The 20,573-nt window shown below is 56.4% G+C and carries 19 protein-coding genes; 8 read left to right on the top strand and 11 right to left on the bottom strand.

All coding sequences use genetic code 11. From position 1 onward, the window contains the following. The first annotated feature begins 69 nt into the window (after window positions 1-69). Window positions 70-645, top strand: coding sequence for a chorismate--pyruvate lyase family protein (locus RHM65_RS06770; RefSeq protein ID WP_322184541.1), 576 nt, complete (start codon window positions 70-72; stop codon window positions 643-645). Further along, window positions 645-1,535 carry a 4-hydroxybenzoate octaprenyltransferase gene (ubiA, locus tag RHM65_RS06765; protein ID WP_322184540.1) on the top strand — a complete coding sequence of 297 codons (891 nt, stop codon included), beginning with the start codon at window positions 645-647 and terminating at the stop codon, window positions 1,533-1,535. Before RHM65_RS06770 ends, ubiA begins: the two co-directional genes overlap by 1 nt. 45 nt (window positions 1,536-1,580) lie before the next feature. Here ubiA and RHM65_RS06760 read toward each other — a convergent pair whose 3' ends face one another. Next, window positions 1,581-1,958 (bottom strand): hypothetical protein, encoded by a 378-nt coding sequence (locus RHM65_RS06760; protein ID WP_322184539.1) that lies wholly within the window; start codon window positions 1,956-1,958, stop codon window positions 1,581-1,583. Window positions 1,959-2,108: 150 nt separating this feature from the next. On the opposite strand from RHM65_RS06760, the gene phoB reads away from it, so the two are divergent. From phoB to RHM65_RS06745, 3 genes are all read left to right on the top strand, one after another. Next, window positions 2,109-2,798: a phosphate regulon transcriptional regulator PhoB gene (gene phoB, locus RHM65_RS06755; RefSeq protein WP_322166693.1), complete on the top strand. Its 690-nt coding sequence runs from the start codon at window positions 2,109-2,111 to the stop codon at window positions 2,796-2,798. Between the two features lie 68 nt (window positions 2,799-2,866). Further along, entirely contained in the window at window positions 2,867-4,168 is a 1,302-nt protein-coding gene (gene phoR, locus RHM65_RS06750; protein ID WP_322184538.1) for a phosphate regulon sensor histidine kinase PhoR, read from the top strand. A gap of 111 nt (window positions 4,169-4,279) precedes the next feature. Beyond that, on the top strand, window positions 4,280-5,620 hold the full coding sequence (locus tag RHM65_RS06745; RefSeq protein WP_322166695.1) for a hemolysin family protein: 1,341 nt from the start codon (window positions 4,280-4,282) through the stop codon (window positions 5,618-5,620). Between the two features lie 90 nt (window positions 5,621-5,710). Here the strand turns inward: RHM65_RS06745 and RHM65_RS06740 are convergent, their stop codons facing one another. The 7 genes from RHM65_RS06740 to RHM65_RS06710 form a co-directional block, all read right to left on the bottom strand. Beyond that, window positions 5,711-6,607: a peptidoglycan DD-metalloendopeptidase family protein gene (locus tag RHM65_RS06740; RefSeq protein WP_322166696.1), complete on the bottom strand. Its 897-nt coding sequence runs from the start codon at window positions 6,605-6,607 to the stop codon at window positions 5,711-5,713. A gap of 209 nt (window positions 6,608-6,816) precedes the next feature. Then, window positions 6,817-7,728 carry a response regulator gene (locus tag RHM65_RS06735; RefSeq protein ID WP_322166697.1) on the bottom strand — a complete coding sequence of 304 codons (912 nt, stop codon included), beginning with the start codon at window positions 7,726-7,728 and terminating at the stop codon, window positions 6,817-6,819. Window positions 7,729-7,886: 158 nt separating this feature from the next. Then, complete coding sequence (gene phoU, locus RHM65_RS06730) at window positions 7,887-8,648, bottom strand: phosphate signaling complex protein PhoU (RefSeq protein WP_322166698.1); 762 nt, start codon at window positions 8,646-8,648, stop codon at window positions 7,887-7,889. A gap of 121 nt (window positions 8,649-8,769) precedes the next feature. Next, window positions 8,770-9,603, bottom strand: coding sequence for a phosphate ABC transporter ATP-binding protein PstB (pstB, locus tag RHM65_RS06725; protein WP_322166699.1), 834 nt, complete (start codon window positions 9,601-9,603; stop codon window positions 8,770-8,772). Between the two features lie 111 nt (window positions 9,604-9,714). After that, on the bottom strand, window positions 9,715-11,331 hold the full coding sequence (pstA, locus tag RHM65_RS06720; protein ID WP_322171274.1) for a phosphate ABC transporter permease PstA: 1,617 nt from the start codon (window positions 11,329-11,331) through the stop codon (window positions 9,715-9,717). A 69-nt stretch (window positions 11,332-11,400) separates the two neighbouring features. Beyond that, the gene (locus RHM65_RS06715) at window positions 11,401-13,437 is read right to left on the bottom strand and encodes an ABC transporter permease subunit (RefSeq protein ID WP_322171277.1); all 2,037 of its coding nucleotides are present in this window, start codon (window positions 13,435-13,437) and stop codon (window positions 11,401-11,403) included. Between the two features lie 423 nt (window positions 13,438-13,860). Next, window positions 13,861-14,862 (bottom strand): phosphate ABC transporter substrate-binding protein PstS family protein, encoded by a 1,002-nt coding sequence (locus RHM65_RS06710; RefSeq protein WP_322166700.1) that lies wholly within the window; start codon window positions 14,860-14,862, stop codon window positions 13,861-13,863. 600 nt (window positions 14,863-15,462) lie between these two features. On the opposite strand from RHM65_RS06710, the gene RHM65_RS06705 reads away from it, so the two are divergent. Beyond that, window positions 15,463-16,317 (top strand): EamA family transporter, encoded by an 855-nt coding sequence (locus RHM65_RS06705; protein WP_322185271.1) that lies wholly within the window; start codon window positions 15,463-15,465, stop codon window positions 16,315-16,317. Between the two features lie 148 nt (window positions 16,318-16,465). Here RHM65_RS06705 and RHM65_RS06700 read toward each other — a convergent pair whose 3' ends face one another. After that, a complete protein-coding gene (locus RHM65_RS06700; RefSeq protein ID WP_322166708.1) occupies window positions 16,466-17,755 on the bottom strand; it encodes an MFS transporter in 1,290 nt (429 codons plus the stop codon). Between the two features lie 443 nt (window positions 17,756-18,198). Here RHM65_RS06700 and RHM65_RS06695 point away from each other — a divergent pair, with 443 nt between their 5' ends. Further along, window positions 18,199-18,600, top strand: a complete 402-nt coding sequence (locus tag RHM65_RS06695) for an acyl-CoA thioesterase (RefSeq protein ID WP_297839195.1) — start codon at window positions 18,199-18,201, stop codon at window positions 18,598-18,600. Between the two features lie 83 nt (window positions 18,601-18,683). Next, window positions 18,684-19,583 carry a D-hexose-6-phosphate mutarotase gene (locus RHM65_RS06690; RefSeq protein WP_322184537.1) on the top strand — a complete coding sequence of 300 codons (900 nt, stop codon included), beginning with the start codon at window positions 18,684-18,686 and terminating at the stop codon, window positions 19,581-19,583. 8 nt (window positions 19,584-19,591) lie between these two features. Here the strand turns inward: RHM65_RS06690 and RHM65_RS06685 are convergent, their stop codons facing one another. Next, entirely contained in the window at window positions 19,592-20,125 is a 534-nt protein-coding gene (locus RHM65_RS06685; protein WP_322166710.1) for a DUF3299 domain-containing protein, read from the bottom strand. 87 nt (window positions 20,126-20,212) lie between these two features. Further along, window positions 20,213-20,458: a GlsB/YeaQ/YmgE family stress response membrane protein gene (locus tag RHM65_RS06680; protein ID WP_322166711.1), complete on the bottom strand. Its 246-nt coding sequence runs from the start codon at window positions 20,456-20,458 to the stop codon at window positions 20,213-20,215. Window positions 20,459-20,573 lie beyond the last annotated feature (115 nt).

Here is a 20,573-nt window from a genome sequence, read left to right as displayed (position 1 = left end):
CGCAGGCTCAGACCCTGCAATCAAACATGCTAAGATCGCCGCCTCGATTGTTGCCAATAATTACCCACCGTGCCCCAACAAAATCCTCTTCTTGTTGCGTCTGACTGGCGTCTGCAACACCAACTGATGGAGCTGCCCGAGCCCATCGTGCTCGATTGGCTGTTCAATCAGGATTCCCTTACTCGTCGTCTGACGCGTCTGTCTGCAGATGGTTTCAGCATTTTGCCATTGTTCGAAGGCTGGCAAGCCCTGCGCGCCGAAGAGTGCGCAGCGCTGTCGTTACCCGATCAGAGCATCGGTTGGGTACGCGAAGTGTATCTGCGTGGCAACGGCCAGAAGTGGGTGTTCGCCCGCAGCGTCGCCGCCCAAAGTGCGCTGCAACAAGGCGGTCTGAACATGGACGAACTGGGCACCCGTTCCTTGGGCGGACTGCTATTTTGCGACGAAGCGTTTGAGCGCGGCGCACTGGAAGCCTGTCGCTATCCCGCTGCCTGGTTGCCCAACGAAGACACCGCTGACGGTTTATGGGGGCGGCGCTCTTGCTTCAGCCGGGGCGTATTGAGTCTGTTGGTGGCGGAAATATTCCTGCCTGATTTTTGGCATGCAGTCGGAATCGCCGGCGCCGATGATACGGAGCGTCATTGATGTATGTGAGTTTGCTTAAGTCGCTAAATCGCCTGAACCCTCGGGTGTGGGACTTCGTTCAATTGACCCGTATCGACAAACCCATCGGCATTTATCTACTGCTGTGGCCGACACTGTGGGCGCTGTGGATTTCGGCCAAAGGCCTGCCGTCGATCGGCAACCTGCTGATCTTCGTTGTCGGCGTGTTTTTGATGCGCGCCGCCGGTTGCGTGATCAATGACTTCGCTGACCGCAAGGTCGATGGTCACGTCAAACGCACAGAACAGCGTCCATTGGTCAGCGGTAAAGTCAGCACCCGCGAGGCATTGGTGTTGTTCGCGGTGCTAGTGAGCTTGAGCTTTGTGCTGGTGCTGCTCACTAATTCGCTGACAATCTGGCTCTCGTTCGGTGGCTTGGCGCTGGCGGCCTGCTATCCGTTTATGAAGCGCTACACCTATTACCCGCAAGTGGTGCTCGGCGCAGCCTTTTCGTGGGGCATGCCGATGGCCTTCACCGCCCAGACTGGTGACCTGCCTGCTGCGGCGTGGTTGCTCTACATTGCTAACCTGCTGTGGACGGTGGGCTACGACACGTATTACGCGATGACAGACCGAGAAGACGATTTGAAAATCGGTGTCAAATCTACTGCCTTGCTGTTCGGCGACGCGGATCGGGTGATTATCCTGACGCTGCAAGGGCTGGCATTAGGCTGCCTGCTGCTGGCCGGATCACGCTTCGGGCTGGGGACGTGCTTTCATCTGGGCCTGCTGGTGGCCGCCGCGTGCTTCGTCTGGGAGTTCTGGTACACGCGCAACCGTGAGCCGCAGCGCTGTTTCAAGGCTTTTTTGCATAACCACTGGGCGGGATTGGCGATATTTCTAGGGATTGTCGCTGACTATGCGTTGCGTTGACCGTCAGCCTCTACGCTGACGGTCCGCGCGTTACAAAGGTTTGAGTTACTTGGCTACGTGCCAAACATCGCCTTTGCCATCACCCATCATGTCACCGGCTTTTTTGTCCATCTTGAAGGTGTAGAGCGGTTTGCCATCAAACGCCCACTGCATTTTGCCGTCGTCACGCTTGACCATTGTCCACTTACCCATGGCTTTGCCATCGGCGGGTGCCATCAACGGCGGCCAATTGTCAGCGCATTTGTCGTTACACATGGATTTACCGGCCATGGTGTCCTTATCGAAGGTATAAAGCGTCATGCCCTTCTGATCGACCATCATTCCGTCCTTCATCATGGCCGGGTCCATCGCAAACGCCATTCCCGAAGTAGCCAACGCAGCAGCGGTGAGCAAGCCGAGCAAGGTCTTAGAAATATTAGTCATCGGATATGTCCTCTTTTTTGTTTTAAGTCGGAGCCTAAGCTTAGTCCTAGAGCAGGCAGTGATGCCAGCGACGACCCTAGCTGTCACACGACTGCAATAATTCCGTTATCTAATGCGCCCCAAGACAGTTAAATGACAAGAGGATTGAGCATGGCTGGCAGGAGTATTCTGATCGTTGACGACGAAGCGCCTATTCGCGAAATGATCGCCGTTGCATTGGAAATGGCCGGCTACGATTGCATGGAAGCGGAAAACTCTCAGCAGGCCCACGCCATCATCGTTGACCGTAAACCGGATTTGATCCTGCTCGACTGGATGCTGCCAGGCACCTCCGGGATCGAACTGGCTCGTCGTCTCAAGCGTGACGAGCTGACCGGCGACATTCCGATCATCATGCTCACTGCCAAGGGCGAAGAAGACAACAAGATCCAGGGCCTGGAAGTCGGCGCTGACGATTACATCACCAAACCGTTCTCACCCCGTGAGCTGGTCGCACGCCTCAAAGCGGTACTGCGCCGCGCGGGGCCGACCGATGGCGAGGCCCCCATAGAGGTCGGCGGCCTGCTGCTCGATCCCATCAGCCATCGCGTCACCATCGACGGCAAGCCCGCAGAAATGGGCCCGACCGAATACCGCCTGCTGCAATTTTTCATGACCCATCAGGAACGCGCCTACACCCGGGGGCAACTGCTCGATCAAGTGTGGGGCGGCAATGTCTATGTCGAAGAGCGCACGGTGGATGTACACATCCGGCGCCTGCGTAAAGCCCTCGGCGATGCCTACGAAAATCTGGTACAAACCGTGCGCGGCACTGGCTACCGTTTTTCCACAAAGAGCTGAACCACGCTCTTTGCGCATTGCATGCTGAACTGGCTGATTGACGCTTACTCGACAAGGATGCGTTTGAATTGAATCAAAACTGGCACGGCACGCTGATCCGCCACTTGCTGCTGTTGGTCACCGCCTGTCTGTTGGTTGGATTGATCACTGGTGATTACGGCTGGAGCATGGCGGTGGGCCTGGGTATTTACCTCGCCTGGACGCTTAAACAATTACTGCGCATGCACAATTGGCTGCGTGAACATAAACCCGACGAGCCCCCGCCTGACGGTTACGGCTTGTGGGGCGATGTGTTTGACAGCATCTATCACCAGCAACGCCGGGACCAACGCGTGCATGCCCGACTGCAAGCGGTGATTGATCGCATTCAGGAATCGACAGCGGCGCTCAGAGACGCTGTGATCATGCTCGACAGCGACGGCAACCTTGAATGGTGGAACCGCGCAGCAGAAACATTGCTCGGCCTTAAGACCCCCCAGGACAGCGGGCAGCCGGTAACCAACTTGGTGCGCCATCCGCGTTTCAAGGACTATTTCGAACAGAACAACTACGCCGAACCGCTAGAGATCCCCTCGCCGATCAATGACCGGGTGCGCGTGCAGTTGTTGATCACCCGCTACGGCAACAATGAACACTTGATGCTGGTGCGCGACGTCACCCGTATTCATCAGCTTGAGCAGATGCGTAAAGACTTTGTGGCCAACGTTTCCCACGAGTTGCGCACGCCGCTGACGGTGATCTGTGGCTACCTGGAAACCCTGATCGACAACGCTGAGGGGATGAACCCGCGCTGGGTCCGAGCGCTGCAGCAAATGCAGCAGCAGAGCGAGCGCATGCAAGCGCTGCTCAATGACTTGCTGCTGCTGGCAAAGCTCGAGGCGACCGACTATCCGTCGGATAACCAACCGGTCGTCGTGTCCACACTGCTACAAATCATCAAGAACGATGCCTTGGCGTTATCGGCACAGCGCAAACAGCGCATAACACTGAGCATCGATAACGAGGCCAAGCTCAAGGGCAGCGAATCGGAACTGCGCAGCGCTTTTTCCAATCTAGTGTTCAATGCCGTGAAATACACCCAGGCTGAAGGCACGATTCATATCCGCTGGTGGGATGACGAACAGGGCGCACACATGAGCGTGCAGGATTCTGGACCGGGAATTGAAACCAAACATTTGCCGCGTCTGACCGAGCGTTTCTACCGGGTTGATTCCAGTCGTGCTTCTAACACAGGCGGCACTGGGCTTGGCTTGGCGATTGTTAAGCATGTTTTGTTACGCCATCGCGGCACATTGGAAATCGTCAGTGTGGTCGGCAAAGGGTGTACTTTTACCTGCCATTTTGCGCCCGCTCAAGTGATCAATTCTTAACCAGCCCACTAGTCAAGCTGGCCGGTAGCCGCTACATTGCCGGTCTTATGCTCGCCGGTTTAGCTTCGGCAACACACTCATTAGATGATACGGAACCTTTAAAACTCCACCATGGACCCTTCCCCTAGCCTCACTCTCTCCGCGATGTTCGCCGACTTCGGCATGATTCTTTTTGCAATGATCCTGGTTCTGCTCAACGGTTTCTTCGTTGCCGCTGAGTTCGCCATGGTCAAGCTGCGCTCGACCCGGGTCGAATCCATTGCTCAAAAAAACGGCTGGCGCGGGCATATCCTGCGCACCGTTCACAGCCAACTCGACTCCTACCTGTCCGCTTGCCAGTTGGGGATCACCCTCGCCTCTCTGGGTCTGGGTTGGGTCGGTGAGCCTGCGTTTGCGCATTTGCTTGAACCCGTGCTGCACGCCGCCGGCGTACAGTCACCGGAAGTGATCAAAGGCGCGTCGTTCTTCAGTGCCTTCTTCATGATTTCGTACCTGCACATTGTTGTCGGCGAACTGGCGCCCAAGTCTTGGGCAATCCGCAAACCGGAAATGCTGTCGCTGTGGACGGCCGTGCCGCTGTACCTGTTCTATTGGTGCATGTATCCGGCGATCTACCTGCTCAATGCCAGCGCCAACGGTATTCTGCGCATTGCCGGTCAGGGCGAACCTGGCCCGCACCACGAGCACCAATATAACCGTGAAGAGTTGAAACTGATTCTGCACTCAAGCCGTGGCCAGGATCCGAGCGACCAAGGTATGCGCGTTCTGGCCTCTGCGGTCGAGATGGGCGAACTGGAAGTCGTCGACTGGGCAAATTCCCGGGAAGACCTGGTCACGCTGGACTGCAATGCGCCACTCAAGGAAATACTCGCGTTATTCCGTCGCCATAAATTCAGTCGTTACCCTGTTTATGACGCCGAACGCGGCGTCTTTGTAGGCCTGCTGCACATCAAGGATCTGCTGCTGGAGCTGGCGGCGCTGGACCACATTCCTGCGTCGTTCAATCTGGCGGAGCTGACCCGCCCGCTGGAGCGTGTTTCCAGACACATGCCGCTGTCCAAGTTGCTGGAGCAGTTTCGCCAGGGCGGTTCGCATTTCGCTCTGGTTGAGGAGGCGGACGGCAAGATAATCGGCTACCTGACCATGGAAGACGTACTTGAAGTGCTGGTCGGCGACATCCAGGACGAACACCGCAAAGCCGAGCGCGGCATCCTCGCGTATCAGCCTGGAAAACTATTGGTACGCGGTGATACACCGCTGTTCAAAGTCGAGCGACTGCTAGGCATCGATCTGGATCACATCGACGCGGAAACCCTTGCCGGCTTGATCTACGAAACCCTGAAGCGGGTGCCTGGTGAAGAGGAAGTGCTGGAAGTCGAAGGCTTGCGCATCATCATCAAAAAAATGAAAGGCCCGAAAATCGTCTTGGCCAAAGTGCTAAAGATCGATTAACGCCGCGAGCCTGTAGGAGCTTGTGGGCGAGAGGCTCAATGCGACGTGTCAGGTATCTCGCCTCGCCAACACCTTGGTTCTTGCAGCTGATTAATTCCCGCCCAGCGCAAAGTTGGGCAGGCTGTCGACATGCACCGCAAATTGGTACGGAATCGATTCCAGCCCTAGCCCGACGTTGCGCTGTATGACGAAGTGCAGATGGGGGCCGGTGCTGTTGCCGGTATTGCCGGACTTGGCGAGGTCAGTACCCACCACCACGCGCTGCCCCTCCTTGACGCTGACCGAACCGCGCATCAGGTGAAGGTACACGCCCATGGTGCCGTCATCGTGCAGTACCCGCACGAAGTTACCAGACGGGTCCGAACCGCGACCTGACTGACCGTTTTCGACCTTGATCACCGTGCCGGCACGCGCTGCAATAATCTGCGTGCCTTCTGGCATGGCGATGTCCATCGCATAGCGGCTTCTTACCCCGAAATGACTAAACTTGCCATTGGGTCCCTGACTCAGGCGAAACGGCCCGCCCTTCCACGGCAGAGGATAGCTGTAAACGAAGGGCTGACGCTCCGGGTCGCCAAGGGAGTACCGCAGCTTTGGCGTATAGCTGAGCGTTTTGCCCGGTTGCAAAGGGCTGAGCACGACAAATCGAACACTGCTGCGCGCGGGCACGATTCGGTGAATGGCTTTATCGGTAACGCCCAAGACGTTTTTTAGCCCTTTAAGCTGCAACTCGACCTCGACCGGCGCGTAGGTGTCGTTGCGCACGAACAGGCTGTGTACGCCTTTATCCCGCTTGGTCTCAAGGTGTACCTGCTGCTCCAGGTGCTCGACGATTCGCTCTCGAGGCACCACCACCGAGGCGCCCGCCGTCGGCCGATCGGTGAACGACACGACGCCATTGGCATCGGTGAACTTGTAGATAGTCATCGCCGACGCCGTTTGTGCAGTCAGCAGAAGAACACACAGCAGGAGAGGCCGTTTGAGCATAATGATTAATCTGGTTGGCTAGAGGCAGGGGGAGCGTAGCAGCGATCCACTATCTTTTGCGCTCGGCTGAATCAAATCAGTCGTTACTAGATAAGCCCGTTGGTCGCTTATCGGATCCAGGCTTGCGCAACAATCCTCTATGGCCAACGTGTTGGCGAGACGTTAAACCTGACACGCCGCGTTAGGCCTCTCGCCCACACGTTTCCAAATCAGGCGCCGGGGACGAAGTGTTTTTGCGCAGTGCCACGGGCAATCAGGCGCGAGACGTAATCGAGCTTCTGCGCATCTTGGTCAACGAAACGGAACGTCAGTTGCAACCAGTCGCTGTCAGGCTTTTGTTCGTAGGCGACGATGGCGTGCAAGTAGCCGTTGAGACGCGCAACTTCAGCGTTCTCGCCTTGTTCAAGGTCAAGCACCGCGCTGTCGAGGATCTGTGGCAGAACATCGCTACGACGGACCACCAGCAGCGCTTCCTTGAGGCTTAAGCCTTTGATCGCACATTGCTGAGTGCCACTGGGCAGACGTAATTGACCCTGACCACGGCTGGCCGCTGTTGGAGCCGGAGCAGCGGGACGTGGAGCGCCGGTATTAAGCAAACCCTGAGTCGCAGTCGGTGCGGCGGACGGCGAAGCCGGTGGATGAACCACTTGCGCTTTGCCGCCGGTCAAGGCGCTGAGGGAGTCGTTAGCAAATGCAGAATTCATCTTGGTCGGTGCGCTGGCGAGCAACGTGTCCAGCTTGCCAACTTTGGCCAAGGCTTTCTTAACTTTGGTCAGCAACTGTTCGTTCGTGAACGGTTTACCGATGAAGTCGGTCACGCCAGCCTGGATCGCCTGGACTACGTTTTCCTTGTCGCCACGGCTGGTCACCATGATGAAAGGCATGGCCTTAAGGTTGTCCTGCGTGCGGCACCAAGCCAGCAACTCAAGACCGGACATCTCCGGCATTTCCCAATCGCACAGCACCAGATCGAACGTCTCGCGTTGTAGCAAGATTTGCGCCTTGCGTCCGTTGACCGCGTCTTCGATATGGATGCCGGGGAAATAGTTACGTAGACCTTTTTTCACCAGATCGCGAATAAACGGCGCGTCATCCACGACCAACACACTGACTTTACTCATCGACGCTCCTTAGATTCCTGGCAGCATAGCGCTGGCAGATCGCCATTGCCCAGCCCATTTACGACGCCAGGACTTTTCGTTCGCGGGCGGCTTGAAAATACAACGCTCAGAACGGAAAACGCCCAGCAGCGTGCTAGGCGTTTTTTTCACAGGCAGTCTTATTTATCGTCAGGTTTGTCCAAAACATTAGCGTTTTTGCCACTGATGCCCTGCACTTCTTCTTTCATGCGCTTGAGGCCGATGTGTCGTACGTCGGTGCCGCGCACGAGGTAAATAACCAGTTCGGAAATATTGCGCGCATGGTCGCCGATGCGTTCCAACGAGCGCAGCACCCAGATGACGTTCAGCACCCGTGAAATGGAGCGCGGGTCTTCCATCATGTAAGTAACCAATTCGCGCAACGCGGTCTTGTATTCGCGGTCGATGGTTTTGTCATATTGGGCCACCGAAAGCGCCAGGTCGGCATCGAAACGGGCGAACGCATCAAGGGCGTCCCGGACCATGTTGCGCACCTGATCACCGATGTGCCGCACTTCGACATAACCACGCGGCGATTCGCCTTCTTCGCACAACAGAATGGCACGCTTGGCAATTTTCGTGGACTCGTCGCCGATACGCTCCAGGTCGATAACCGATTTGGAAATACTGATGATCAAACGCAAATCCGAAGCCGCTGGCTGACGACGTGCCAGAATACGCAGGCACTCTTCATCAATGTTGCGTTCCATCTGGTTAATCTGGTCATCAACCTCACGAACCTGCTGGGCCAGGCCCGAGTCCGCTTCGATCAGCGCGGTCACGGCGTCGTTGACCTGTTTTTCAACCAGGCCGCCCATCGCCAGCAGGTGGCTACGCACCTCTTCGAGCTCAGCGTTGAACTGCTGGGAAATGTGGTGAGTAAGACTGTCTTTATCGATCATTAGGGTCGCTCCGCGACAGCTTTAAGCGCTTAGCTACAAGCTGCAAGTAGGTATGTGGTGTCCAACATTCACAAAGCCGCGCCTGGCTTGCGGCTTGAAGCTTGAAGCTTGCCGCTGCCCCCTAGCCATATCTGCCAGTGATGTAGTCTTCGGTCTGTTTTTTCGCCGGATTGGTGAACAACGTGTCGGTATCCCCAAACTCGACGAGCTTGCCCATGTACATGAAGGCGGTGTAATCGGAGACCCGCGCAGCCTGCTGCATGTTGTGAGTGACGATAACAATGGTGTATTTGGATTTCAGTTCGTAGATCAGTTCTTCAACTTTTAGCGTCGAAATTGGATCGAGTGCCGAACAGGGTTCGTCGAGCAACAGCACTTCGGGTTCGACGGCGATGGTGCGAGCAATGACCAAACGCTGCTGCTGACCACCTGACAAACCCAACGCCGACTCGTGCAGACGGTCTTTGACCTCATCCCACAACGCCGCACCCTTAAGCGCCCATTCAACGGCCTCGTCCAAAACACGTTTTTTGTTGATGCCCTGAATGCGCAACCCGTAGACCACGTTTTCATAGATTGTTTTCGGAAACGGGTTCGGCTTCTGGAACACCATACCAACGCGACGACGCAGCTCGGCAACGTCTTCGCCCTTGCGATAGATATCGTGGCCATACAGGTTGATCGCGCCCTCTACCCGGCAACCATCGACCAGATCATTCATACGGTTGAAGGTGCGCAACAGGGTCGACTTGCCGCAACCAGACGGGCCGATGAAGGCGGTCACGCGCTGCTTGGGAATGTTCATGCCCACGTTAAACAGGGCCTGTTTATCACCGTAGAACAGATTCAGGCCCGGAACTTCAATCGCCACGGACTCATTGGCCAGATCAAGGCTCTGCTTGTTGCGCCCCAAGGCCGACATATTGATGCCGTGGGTATGGACTTCATGTGGCATGTTCTCACTCCGTTCCTAGCTGCAAGCTCTAAGCCGCAAGCTGCAAGTGTTGTGCAAAACGGCGTGCGGCATTTAGCTTGCCGCTTTTAGCTCGCCGCTTGTGGCTTATGTTTAGCTCTCCAACGCTTTGTATTTTTCGCGCAGGTGGTTACGCATCGTCACCGCTGACAGGTTGAGCAGCGCGATAACCAGCACCAACAACAGCGCCGTCGCGTAAACCAGCGGACGTGCCGCTTCGACGTTGGGGCTCTGGAACCCGACGTCATAAATATGGAAGCCCAAGTGCATGATCTTCTGGTCAAGGTGCAAGTACGGGTAGTTACCGTCCACCGGCAGTGACGGCGCCAGTTTAACCACGCCGACCAACATCAACGGTGCAACCTCACCCGCAGCGCGAGCGACCGCCAGGATCAGGCCGGTCATCATCGCCGGGCTGGCCATGGGCAGTACAATCTTCCACAGGGTTTCAGCCTTGGTTGCGCCCAGCGCCAACGAACCTTCGCGAATTGTGCGCGGGATACGCGCCAAGCCTTCTTCGGTGGCGACGATCACCACCGGCACAGCCAACAATGCGAGGGTCAACGAGGCCCAGAGCAATCCCGGCGTCCCAAATGTGGGTGCGGGCAAGGCTTCGGGGAAGAACAACCTGTCCAGCGAGCCGCCCAGCACATACACAAAGAAACCCAAGCCGAACACCCCATAAACAATGGCTGGCACCCCGGCAAGGTTGTTGACGGCGATTCGGATCAACCGCGTCACCGGCCCCTGCTTTGCGTATTCACGCAGATAAACCGCCGCCAGTACGCCAAACGGTGTGACGATTACGGCCATGATCAGGGTCATCATCACCGTACCGAAAATCGCCGGAAAAATTCCACCTTCCGTGTTGGCTTCACGCGGGTCCTCGCTAAGGAATTCCCACAGTTTCTTGAAGTAAAAGCCCAGTTTGGAAACGACACTCATTGCATTCGGCTGGTACGCATGGACCACCTTACCGACGCTGATCTCAACCTCTTTACCGTGGGCATCGCGAGCGGTCAGGCTGTCCCGGTTGAAGGCTTCGTGCAGCGCGCCCAATCGACCTTCGATGCTTTTGTACTGAGCGTCATATTCAGCGCGCTCGCTGTCCATGTCGGCCTGCGCGACGGCATTCAACTGGCCGTCGAGTTCCAGCTTGCGTTTGTGCAGGCGCAGTCGCTCGATACCGTGGTTGATGGCGCCGATATCTTTTTTCTCGAGCCCGCTCAGTTCATTCGCGAGTAACTCAACGCGCTTGATCCTCTCCTGAAGGATCGGCCACGCGGCTTCACCTTCGGCGATGACCTTGCCGTTTTCCTTGATGTTCACTAAGTAGCCGTAATAATTGCCCCACTCGCGGCGCTCCAGGGTCATCAGTTCTTTTGGCGTGCTTTGCTCGGTTAGCCACTCGCCGACCACCCAGGTGAAGTCACTCGGGTTGATGTCGCGGTTACCCACCTTGAACAGCTCGCGGGTCATGAATTCAGGGCCGGCGTCCGGCACCGGCAAGCCAGCGCCTTTGAGGCGTGCGCGTGGTACTTCTTCTTTCTGCACCACTTCACCGATCAGGACCTGGTTTTCCTGATGAGGCACGTCGTAATGCGCCAACACCACATCTGCCGGCCAGAAATTACCCAGACCACGGACGGCAATCACCATCAACAGGCCCAAGGTCATGATCACGGCAATGGACACCGCGCCCGCGCTCATCCAGACGCCGGGGGCGCCGCTTTTGATCCAGCTCTTGAGGGAGTTCTGTTTCACAGACGTCTTCCTTCCTTAGAGAGATGAGTATTTCTTGCGAAGACGCTGACGAATCAGCTCCGCAAGCGTGTTCATCACGAAGGTGAACATCAACAGCACCAATGCCGCGAGGAACAGCACCCGATAATGGCTGCCGCCGACTTCAGACTCCGGCATCTCCACCGCGACGTTCGCCGCCAGAGTGCGCATGCCTTCGAACAGGTTCATGTCCATGATCGGCGTGTTACCGGTGGCCATCAACACGATCATGGTTTCACCCACTGCGCGGCCCATGCCGATCATCAGGGCCGAGAAAATGCCGGGGCTGGCCGTGAGAATCACCACCCGCGTCAAGGTCTGCCAAGGCGTCGCACCCAGGGCCAGCGAGCCCAAGGTCAAACCGCGTGGCACACTGAACACTGCGTCTTCGGCAATCGAGTAGATGTTGGGAATCACCGCGAAGCCCATTGCCAAGCCCACCACCAGTGCATTTCGCTGGTCGTAGGTGATGCCAAGATCGTTGGAGATCCACATGCGCATGTCGCCGCCGAAAAACCAATTCTCCAGGTGCGAGCTCATACCCAACGACAGCCAACCCACCAACAGCACCACGGGAATCAGGATCGCCGACTCCCAACCGTCCGGCACCCGTAAGCGGATCGACTCCGGCAAGCGGCTCCACAGGAAGCCCGCCAGCAAAATGCCCACGGGGGTCAGCATCAGTAGGCTAAAAATCCCCGGCAAATGTCCTTCCAGATACGGCGCCAAAAACAGACCGGCGAAAAAGCCGAGAATCACTGTTGGCATCGCCTCCATCAGCTCGATCACCGGCTTGACCTTGCGGCGCATGCCCGGTGCCATGAAGTAAGCGGTATAGATCGCCGCCGCGATGGCCAGTGGTGCGGCCAACAACATGGCGTAGAACGCGGCTTTCAAGGTGCCGTAGGTCAATGGCGCCAGGCTCAGCTTGGGTTCGAAGTCGGTGTTCGAGGCGGTGGACTGCCAGACGTATTGCGGCGAGTCGTAATTTTCATACCAGACCTTGCCCCACAGCGCGCTCCATGAAACTTCCGGGTGCGGGTTGGACAAACTCATCGGCAGCAACTTACCGCCCTGCTCAACGATGATTTCGTCGGCCCGTGGTGACAACCCCAAAATACCGGGGCCGCCGCCAGACACTTGATCAACCAGCAATGTGCGGTGCGCGGTGCTGTGGAACACGCCGAGCTTGCCCGAGGCATCCAGGGCGACGAAGCCTTTGCGGCGCTGCTCACCGGTGATGCGCACAATCGGAGAGGTGCCCATTTGAAAATCGCGGATATGCTGGAAACGCATTTCACCATCGGTGTCACGGGCCATGAACCATTGGGCCAGACCACCCGTGGAACTGCCGACGATCAATGACACGCCACCCACCAATTGAGTGCTGGCAGAAATCTCAGCGTTCGCGTCTTCGAGCAATTTGTAACGGCCGTTAAGGCTGCGATCACGCAGGCTAAACACGTCCGCTTGAGCGCGACCGTTAATCACATACAACCATTGCTGACGAGGATCGATGAAGATCGCTTTGACCACTTCGGTCATGCGCGGAAGTTCGATGCGCGTCAGCTCGCTGGTGGTTTCGCCGGTCATCATGTTCTCTTCCTGAGTCAGAGAAAGAACGTGCAGTTGCGCGCCCGTAGCGCCCGCCAGCACCAGCGCTTTATCAGCGGCATTGAGGCTCACGTGCTCCAGGGGCCGACCGCCCTCATCCACGCTAAAAGCCGCCTCGCCATAGGGATAGCTGATGGTCGGGGAGATTGTCTTTTTGTTGTCTGGATAAGTGATCAGGTAATTGTGTTTGAACACCAGCGCCTGGCCGTTAGACAATCCCAGCACCATCAATGGGGTACCCGGCTGGTCTTCACCGATGGACGTTACCGTTGTGCCAGCCGGAACAGGCAGGGCAACACGCTTAAGTTCGGTGCCGTCTTCAACACGGAAGAATATCGCCTCGCCCTTGTCAGAAACCCGAAGGGCAACCTGATTTTGCTCTTCGATAGAAAGCAGCAAGGGCTTGCCGGCGTCTTGCATCCAGGCAGGGTTGAGCGGCATTTGTGCGGTCAATTTGGCGCCTTGAAACAGCGGCGCAACCACGTAGGCGAGGTAGAAAAAAATCAAGGTAATGGCAGCCAACACCGCCAAGCCACCGACTAATACATACCACTGGGTCAGCTTGTCTTTCAGCGCGCGAATACGGCGCTTTCGCTTCATCTCCGGCGTATTGAAATCAATGCGCTCGGGAGGAGACTTTTGGGTCATGGTGGAGTTTGCCAAATCATTCATGCGCTCACCCTAGCCGTCCTTTATGACAAAAACATTACAGTCCTGAGACGCAAAAAATCCGCCGCCCAAACCTACTGGCAGCGGACTAATAAACCTGTAGCGAAAACCGGTCTACCCGGACCCGCTTTATGACTTGAATCGGGGCAAATCAGCGCCTGCCCCAATCGATATTTACTTGGCAGCTACACCCGCAGCGGCTTCTTGCAGACCCAGGTCAGCCAGTGCTTTGGCCGCTACTTTGGCTGGCAATGGAATGTACCCGTCTTTTATGACGACTTCTTGACCCTGTTTCGACAGGACCATTTTCACGAACTCGGCTTCCAGCGGCGCCAACGGCTTGTTCGGTGCTTTGTTGACGTAGATGAATAGGAAACGCGACAGCGGGTATTTGCCATTCAGTGCGTTTTCTTCACTGTCTTCAATGAACTCGGTACCGCCCTTCTTCGACAAGGCTACGGTCTTAACGCTGGAGGTTTTGTAACCAATACCTGAGTAGCCAATGCCGTTCAGCGAGCTGCTGATCGAGCTGACCACCGAGGCCGAACCCGGTTGCTCGTTAACGTTAGCGCGGAAGTCGCCTTTGCACAGAGCTTCTTCCTTGAAGTAACCGTAGGTGCCAGACACCGAGTTACGACCAAACAGCTGAATCGGCTTGTTCGCCAAATCGCCGGTCACACCCACGTCACCCCAAGTTTTTGCTTCGGCCTTAGCGCCACACAAACGGGTCGCGGAGAAGATCGCGTCCACTTGTTCCATGGTCAGGTGCTGAATCGGGTTGTCTTTGTGTACGAAAATAGCCAACGCATCAACCGCGACCGGGATTGCAGTGGGCTTGTAGCCGTATTTGGTTTCGAAAGCCGCCAGTTCGGTGTCTTTCATCTTGCGGCTCATCGGGCCCAGGTTCGAGGTGCCCTCAGTCAACGCAGGGGGCGCGGTCGCCGAACCCGCTGCCTGAATCTGGATGTTCACGCTTGGGTATTCTTTCTTATAAGCCTCAGCCCACAAGGTCATCAGGTTAGCGAGCGTATCGGAACCAACGCTGGACAAATTTCCGGAAACGCCGGACGTCTTGGTGTAAGACGGGATAGAAGGGTCAACCGCTGCAACAGCCTGGGCAGTGGCTACGCCTGCGGCAACAAACGTCAAAGCCGCCATCAATCGCTTAAAAGTCATACCTTGCTCCTGCAAAATTTTATAGGTGCTGAATCGGGGGCAAGTATCTGAATGCCGTGTGACTACTTTATGAAAGCAATATGACAATTGGATGACTGAGGATCAGCGGGTTTTGGAAATAGGCGCGTATGGGCTGGAGGCACTGGTGGGGTTGATTCCGAGGGGTTTTAAGTACGGGCCTTACACGCAGTTTTGCAACAACTGGATACCTTTTGGCGCATGCCAACGGAACCCTCTTACCCGCGATCAGCTGCGAAGCCGTCGTAAAAACAGCGTTCTCAATTTATGACGTTAGCGTGGGTTCAACATTTTTGGGACCGCTTCGCGCTCCATCGCGAGCAAGCCCACTCCTACAAGTTGGTGTTTGCCGCGCAAAAGATACTGAAATTAAGCCAATTATGCTTTCGACATAAACTTCCTAATTTCAATACACTTGGCAAGCCTATACCGCGACATCAGGCGCGCTTGCGCAGTAAATACACAGCCCATTAACATCCCTACCCCACCCAGAAAGCGAGCAGCAAAGCCGCATTCAGCCTACGTCTGACAATGGACCTGTAAGACGCAATCTAACTATAGGGAAATAAAATGGACGTACTTATGGGGTTACTCACTGCCGTGCTGTGGGGCATCACGGACGTGTTGGTCGGCATCAATGCGAGGGCGGTCGGGGTCAAAAAAGCGGTCTATTTTGCGCAGACACTCGGGTTTGTCGTCATGAGTCTGCTGCTATTGGCGTTTCCGGCAATCATTCTTAAGCCTCTTACTGCGCCGTTAAGCGTTTGGCTGTTAGCCGTAGGCGCCGCGATGCTGACCGTCTTCGGCGCATTGGCACTTTCTAAGGCCTTCGCGTTGGGAAAGGCCTCCATTATCGCTCCGGTGGTCACGTCTTACGGCGTCGTGACCACGCTGTTGTCTTGGGCCAGTGGCGAACAGATCAGCAGCGCCCAACTGGCTTGCATCACGGTGTGCGTAGTGGGCGTGACCCTCTCCAGCCGCCATAAGGATTCAACGCTGCCTCATCACACCACGCCCACCCGCTCCATCGGTTACGCACTATTGGCTGCAGCCCTTTATGGCACCAGCTTTTGGCTACAGGCCAAATACACCCTTCCGTTGCTCGGGACGGTTACCACACTGTGGCTCGGCTATCTGGTCGGGATAAGCATGCTGCTGCTGATTGTGCTCAACGTTCCCAATGGCCTGAAAATTCCGCCGTTGAAAAACTGCATCGCCCTGACCGGCGTTAGCCTGGCGAACCTGGCCGGGTTCTCGGCCTACGCGTACGGCACGACGGTCGGCTCAGTTTCCGTGGTCACGGTAATCAGCACACTCTCAGGCGGAGTCGCCGCCGTCCTGAGCTTCATGTTTTTCAGAGAGCGCTTGGCTGCGATTCAGGTTGTTGGGGTGCTGCTGGTGCTCGGCGGGGCGTTCGCGCTTCATGTTTATCGTTGAGACAATCTCTCTGCAAACTGGATGGCGCTTTGTGTGGTTTGAGGTTGCAGCGTGTCAGGACTGAAGCCTTCCCGAATGAATTCGGTCCCACAAAAAACTCGACATCACGAGCCCTCTGCGTTGCATCAGAAATCGGCGCTCGCCCCCGTCAAATGCGTTTTCGCAACAGATACACCCCAATTAACATCCCCATCACACAAAGCACCGCCACGTACCAAGCCGGCCCCATTGGGCTGTTCTTGAGCATCAGCGTCACGACCATGGGTGTCAGGCCGCCGAAGATGGCGTAGGCCAGGTTGTAGGAGAACGACAATCCGGAAAAACGCACGGCGGCCGGGAATGCACGGACCATGACGAACGGTACAGCGCCGACCACGCCGACGAACAATCCGGTCATGGCGTACATCGGAAACAGTGCGTTTGGGTGAGCTTGGAGGGTGTGATAGAACGTCCATGAGCTGACCAGCAGGCCTAGGCAGCCGAAGATAAATACCCAGCCAGCGCCAAAACGATCCGTCAGCGATCCCGCGCCGATGCAGCCCAGGCTCAGGCAGACGATTGCCAGACTATTAGCTTTCAGCGCAGTCGCCGGTGAGAAGCCATACACGGTTTGCAGCACGGTGGGGGTCATCAAGATCACGACGATGATGGCCGCCGAGAGCATCCAGGTCAGCAGCATCGACAGCACAATCGCCCCACGGTGATCACGCAGTACGGTTTTGAGCGGCACTTCTTCGGCCAACGCTTTGCGCAGTTGAAGCTCGGCAAACACCGGGGTTTCGTGCAGCCAGCGGCGCAGGTAGACCGACAGCAGACCAAACACGCCGCCCAGTAAGAACGGAATCCGCCACGCGTAATCGAGCATTTCCTGCGCGTTATAGAGGCTGTTGATTAGCGTAGCGACCAGCGAGCCCAGCAGGATGCCCGCCGTTAGGCCGGCGGTTAGGGTGCCGCAGGCGTAACCGGTACTGCGCGCCGGCACATGCTCGGACACAAACACCCAAGCGCCGGGCACTTCGCCGCCAATCGCTGCACCCTGAATAATCCGCATTAATAGCAGCAGCATGGGTGCCAAGAGGCCGATCTGCGCGTAAGTCGGCAGCAAACCCATGATCAAGGTCGGCACGGCCATCAGGAAAATGCTCAGGGTGAACATCTTCTTGCGCCCCAAAAGGTCGCCGAAGTGCGCCATGACGATGCCACCCAACGGCCGGGCCAGGTAACCGGCGGCGAAAATACCGAAGGTTTGCATCAGCCGCAGCCATTCAGGCATGTCCGCCGGGAAAAACAATTTGCCGACCACCGTGGCGAAGAACACAAAAATGATGAAATCGTAAAATTCCAGCGCACCGCCCAAGGCAGACAACGACAAGGTTTTATAGTCGTTACGGGTCAACTGACGCGAGGTCTGTGCGGTACTTGAGGGCACGGTGGACATAACAAGGACTTCTCTTGGGAGGGGTGGGCATCAGCAACGCTGGCCGATACCTGACGGACTGCACACTCGACGGTTAAGGAAAACTCTGACACGGGCACCAAAATTGCCTGACAGACAGGGCGGTCCAAAGCTGTTTAGGTCCGGCACGATAGCAAACTCTTAAAAAAGCACACAGCAAGAAGGTTTACGTGGTCAAAATGAGAACCGAACGGTCGTCGTGTGACGCATCGCCCGATATACTCGCAGACCGCCAAAAGTAACCAGACAGGCTACGGGTTGCTGTGCGAAGTCGCCGCTGAGCTTTAAACAGCCGTTTTCGCAGAGTTTCCCTAATTAAGACGCACCTGAACCCTGTGGACACAGTCTGTTCACACTCGGCGTTTTTAATGTCTTTTCACCGCGGCAAAAAATAATGAGAGTCATGGGTCAGAGGCACCCTAGGCATGATCGAACTCGAACAAGAAGATCCAATTCCACAAGGCGACCTTGCGTTGCAAATTACGGCGTTGCCCCGAGAAACCAACGGTTTTGGCGATATTTTTGGCGGCTGGCTAGTTTCGCAGATGGATTTGGCGGGCACCGCCATGGCGAGCAAAGTCGCTGGCGGACGTGTCGCCACTGTGGCTATTGACCGCATGACCTTTCTGGTTCCAGTCGCCGTCGGCGCGCAGCTGTCGTTCTATACCCAGGCACTGGAAATCGGCCGCAGCTCGATCCAGATGATGGTCGAAGTGTGGAGCGATGACCCGTTGTCCAGCGAATGGCGCAAAGTCACTGAAGCGGTATTTGTGTTCGTCGCCATTGATGGCAGCGGCCGCACTCGTTCGGTGCCCGCTCGGCGTTAAGCCTAGGTGGGGCATGCCGAGGTAAACTCGTTGGCCGTAACACGGTCTACTTTTATCACTGTCCTTATAGTGAGAGCCTTCGCATGCCAACGCCCAATGTTGAAACCGTAAAACTCGATGAGCTGAACTGCTGGCGCATCCGTCACGGCAACGCTGAGTTACTTGTCGCCCAACAAGGTGCGCACATCCTCAGCTATCAGGTCGCGGGCGAGCAGCCGCTGATCTGGCTGAACAAACAGGCTACGTTCAAACAGGGCAAGCCGATTCGTACCGGGATTCCGATCTGCTGGCCGTGGTTCGGCAATTTTGAACGTAATCCAGACAGCGTGCAGGCGATGCGTCAAAGCGCTGAGCCGGCAAAGGCCCACGGCGAAGTTCGTGCGTTGGACTGGGAGCTGCTGGGCATCAGCAATGACGGCGAAGCGCTATTGGTGGAATTTGTGCTGCCGCAAACCCAAGGCCATCTGCCCGGATGGCCCCACGACGTGGCGCTTAAATTGAGCATTCGGCTGGACACGCAGCTACACGTCAGCCTTATCAGCCACAACAAGGGCCATGAAGACGTCACGCTTAGCCAGGCGCTGCACAGTTATTTCGCGGTAAGTGATGTGCGCCAGGTCAACGTAGAAGGTTTGGACGGGCTGCGGTATATCGACACCACGGACGACTGGAAGGAGTGCATGCAGTCCGGCGCCCTGAACTTCGCCCGCGAAACCGATCGCATATACCTGAACACGCCGAATCACCTGAGTGTGGTCGACCCCGGCTGGAATCGTCGCATCGTCATCAACACCCGAGGATCGAAATCCACGGTGGTCTGGAACCCCTGGACTGAACGGGCAAAGGGCCTCAGCGACATGGCCGATGACGGTTGGCAGGGCTTGGTGTGTGTAGAAACCGCCAACGTCATGGGTGACGTGGTAACCCTCAGCCCCGACGCTTCCCATACACTGACTGTCAGCATCGGCAGCGAGCCGTTGTAACGTCCGACCTATAGGTCCGCTTCCACCACGACGCGGACCTTTGAGGCATCCAGCGCATAGGCCGCATCGGCCATGTCATTGCTCACCTTCTCGACCTTCAACGTTCCTGTTACCCACAGCGGCGTGTAGATATCGTTGAGTTTCAAGCCTTTAGGGTAGCGTACCAGCACCAATTGATTGGGTGGCGGTGGCGGCACATGGATGCAAGCGCCTGGGTACGGAACGAGAAAAAACAGCGTGCTGCGGCCTTTAGCGTCCGTCTCCAGCGGTACGGGATAACCACCGATACGAATATCTTTGCCATTCATGGCGGCCACAGTCTTGGCCGAATACATCACAGCGGGCAGACCCTTGCTTTGTTTCAAGCCGCCTTTGCTGTCGAAGGTTCCCTGAGCTTCCGGGGAGTTATGGTCGATTTCAGGCATGGCTTCGAGGGCTTTTTGATCCGACTTTGGCATCAGTTCGAGCCAATCGGTTTCCGGCAACTCAGCGTGGGCAAGCCCGGACGCCAGCAACAACGTAATCAAGAGAAGGCGACGCATAAGTGGCTCGGCAACATAAAGTAATAAACGGTGCCGAGCATTCTAGCCCTCTACGGGGCATTAGCGCAGAGGGCTGAAGATTTACTGTCAGTCTTTTTTGAGCATGCCATAGATAACCAACAGGATGATCGCTCCCACCAATGCACCCAAGAAGCCGGCGCCTTGGCCTGCTTGATAAATGCCCAGCGCCTGACCACCGTAAGTGGCAGCCAACGAGCCACCGATACCTAACAGAATGGTCATGATCCAACCCATGCTGTCATCGCCCGGCTTAATGAATCGCGCCAATAGCCCAACGATCAGGCCGATAAAGATGGTTCCGATAATTCCCATGCCATTTCCCTCTCTATGAACTGGATAGACCAAGCCTAGTTACGGCGTCGGCATCCTGCCATCAGAGAGCGATGGGCGCTATTGGTTCCTCGGGGTTGCGACATGTTTGGCGAAA

It is taken from the genome of Pseudomonas sp. CCI4.2 (assembly GCF_034350045.1).
GTDB lineage: Bacteria > Pseudomonadota > Gammaproteobacteria > Pseudomonadales > Pseudomonadaceae > Aquipseudomonas.
This window is presented reverse-complemented; position numbering and strand designations above follow the sequence as displayed.

Bases quoted from the DNA above. Each gene is read 5' to 3' on its own strand.
- ubiA (WP_322184540.1), top strand. From the start codon at position 645: ATGTATGTGAGTTTGCTTAAGTCGCTAAATCGCCTGAACCCTCGGGTG.
- RHM65_RS06760 (WP_322184539.1), bottom strand. From the start codon at position 1,958: ATGACTAATATTTCTAAGACCTTGCTCGGCTTGCTCACCGCTGCTGCG.
- phoB (WP_322166693.1), top strand. From the start codon at position 2,109: ATGGCTGGCAGGAGTATTCTGATCGTTGACGACGAAGCGCCTATTCGC.
- RHM65_RS06745 (WP_322166695.1), top strand. From the start codon at position 4,280: ATGGACCCTTCCCCTAGCCTCACTCTCTCCGCGATGTTCGCCGACTTC.
- RHM65_RS06740 (WP_322166696.1), bottom strand. From the start codon at position 6,607: ATGCTCAAACGGCCTCTCCTGCTGTGTGTTCTTCTGCTGACTGCACAA.
- RHM65_RS06735 (WP_322166697.1), bottom strand. From the start codon at position 7,728: ATGAGTAAAGTCAGTGTGTTGGTCGTGGATGACGCGCCGTTTATTCGC.
- phoU (WP_322166698.1), bottom strand. From the start codon at position 8,648: ATGATCGATAAAGACAGTCTTACTCACCACATTTCCCAGCAGTTCAAC.
- pstB (WP_322166699.1), bottom strand. From the start codon at position 9,603: ATGCCACATGAAGTCCATACCCACGGCATCAATATGTCGGCCTTGGGG.
- pstA (WP_322171274.1), bottom strand. From the start codon at position 11,331: ATGAGCGCGGGCGCGGTGTCCATTGCCGTGATCATGACCTTGGGCCTG.
- RHM65_RS06715 (WP_322171277.1), bottom strand. From the start codon at position 13,437: ATGCAAGACGCCGGCAAGCCCTTGCTGCTTTCTATCGAAGAGCAAAAT.
- RHM65_RS06710 (WP_322166700.1), bottom strand. From the start codon at position 14,862: ATGACTTTTAAGCGATTGATGGCGGCTTTGACGTTTGTTGCCGCAGGC.
- RHM65_RS06705 (WP_322185271.1), top strand. From the start codon at position 15,463: ATGGGGTTACTCACTGCCGTGCTGTGGGGCATCACGGACGTGTTGGTC.
- RHM65_RS06700 (WP_322166708.1), bottom strand. From the start codon at position 17,755: ATGTCCACCGTGCCCTCAAGTACCGCACAGACCTCGCGTCAGTTGACC.
- RHM65_RS06695 (WP_297839195.1), top strand. From the start codon at position 18,199: ATGATCGAACTCGAACAAGAAGATCCAATTCCACAAGGCGACCTTGCG.
- RHM65_RS06690 (WP_322184537.1), top strand. From the start codon at position 18,684: ATGCCAACGCCCAATGTTGAAACCGTAAAACTCGATGAGCTGAACTGC.
- RHM65_RS06685 (WP_322166710.1), bottom strand. From the start codon at position 20,125: ATGCGTCGCCTTCTCTTGATTACGTTGTTGCTGGCGTCCGGGCTTGCC.
- RHM65_RS06680 (WP_322166711.1), bottom strand. From the start codon at position 20,458: ATGGGAATTATCGGAACCATCTTTATCGGCCTGATCGTTGGGCTATTG.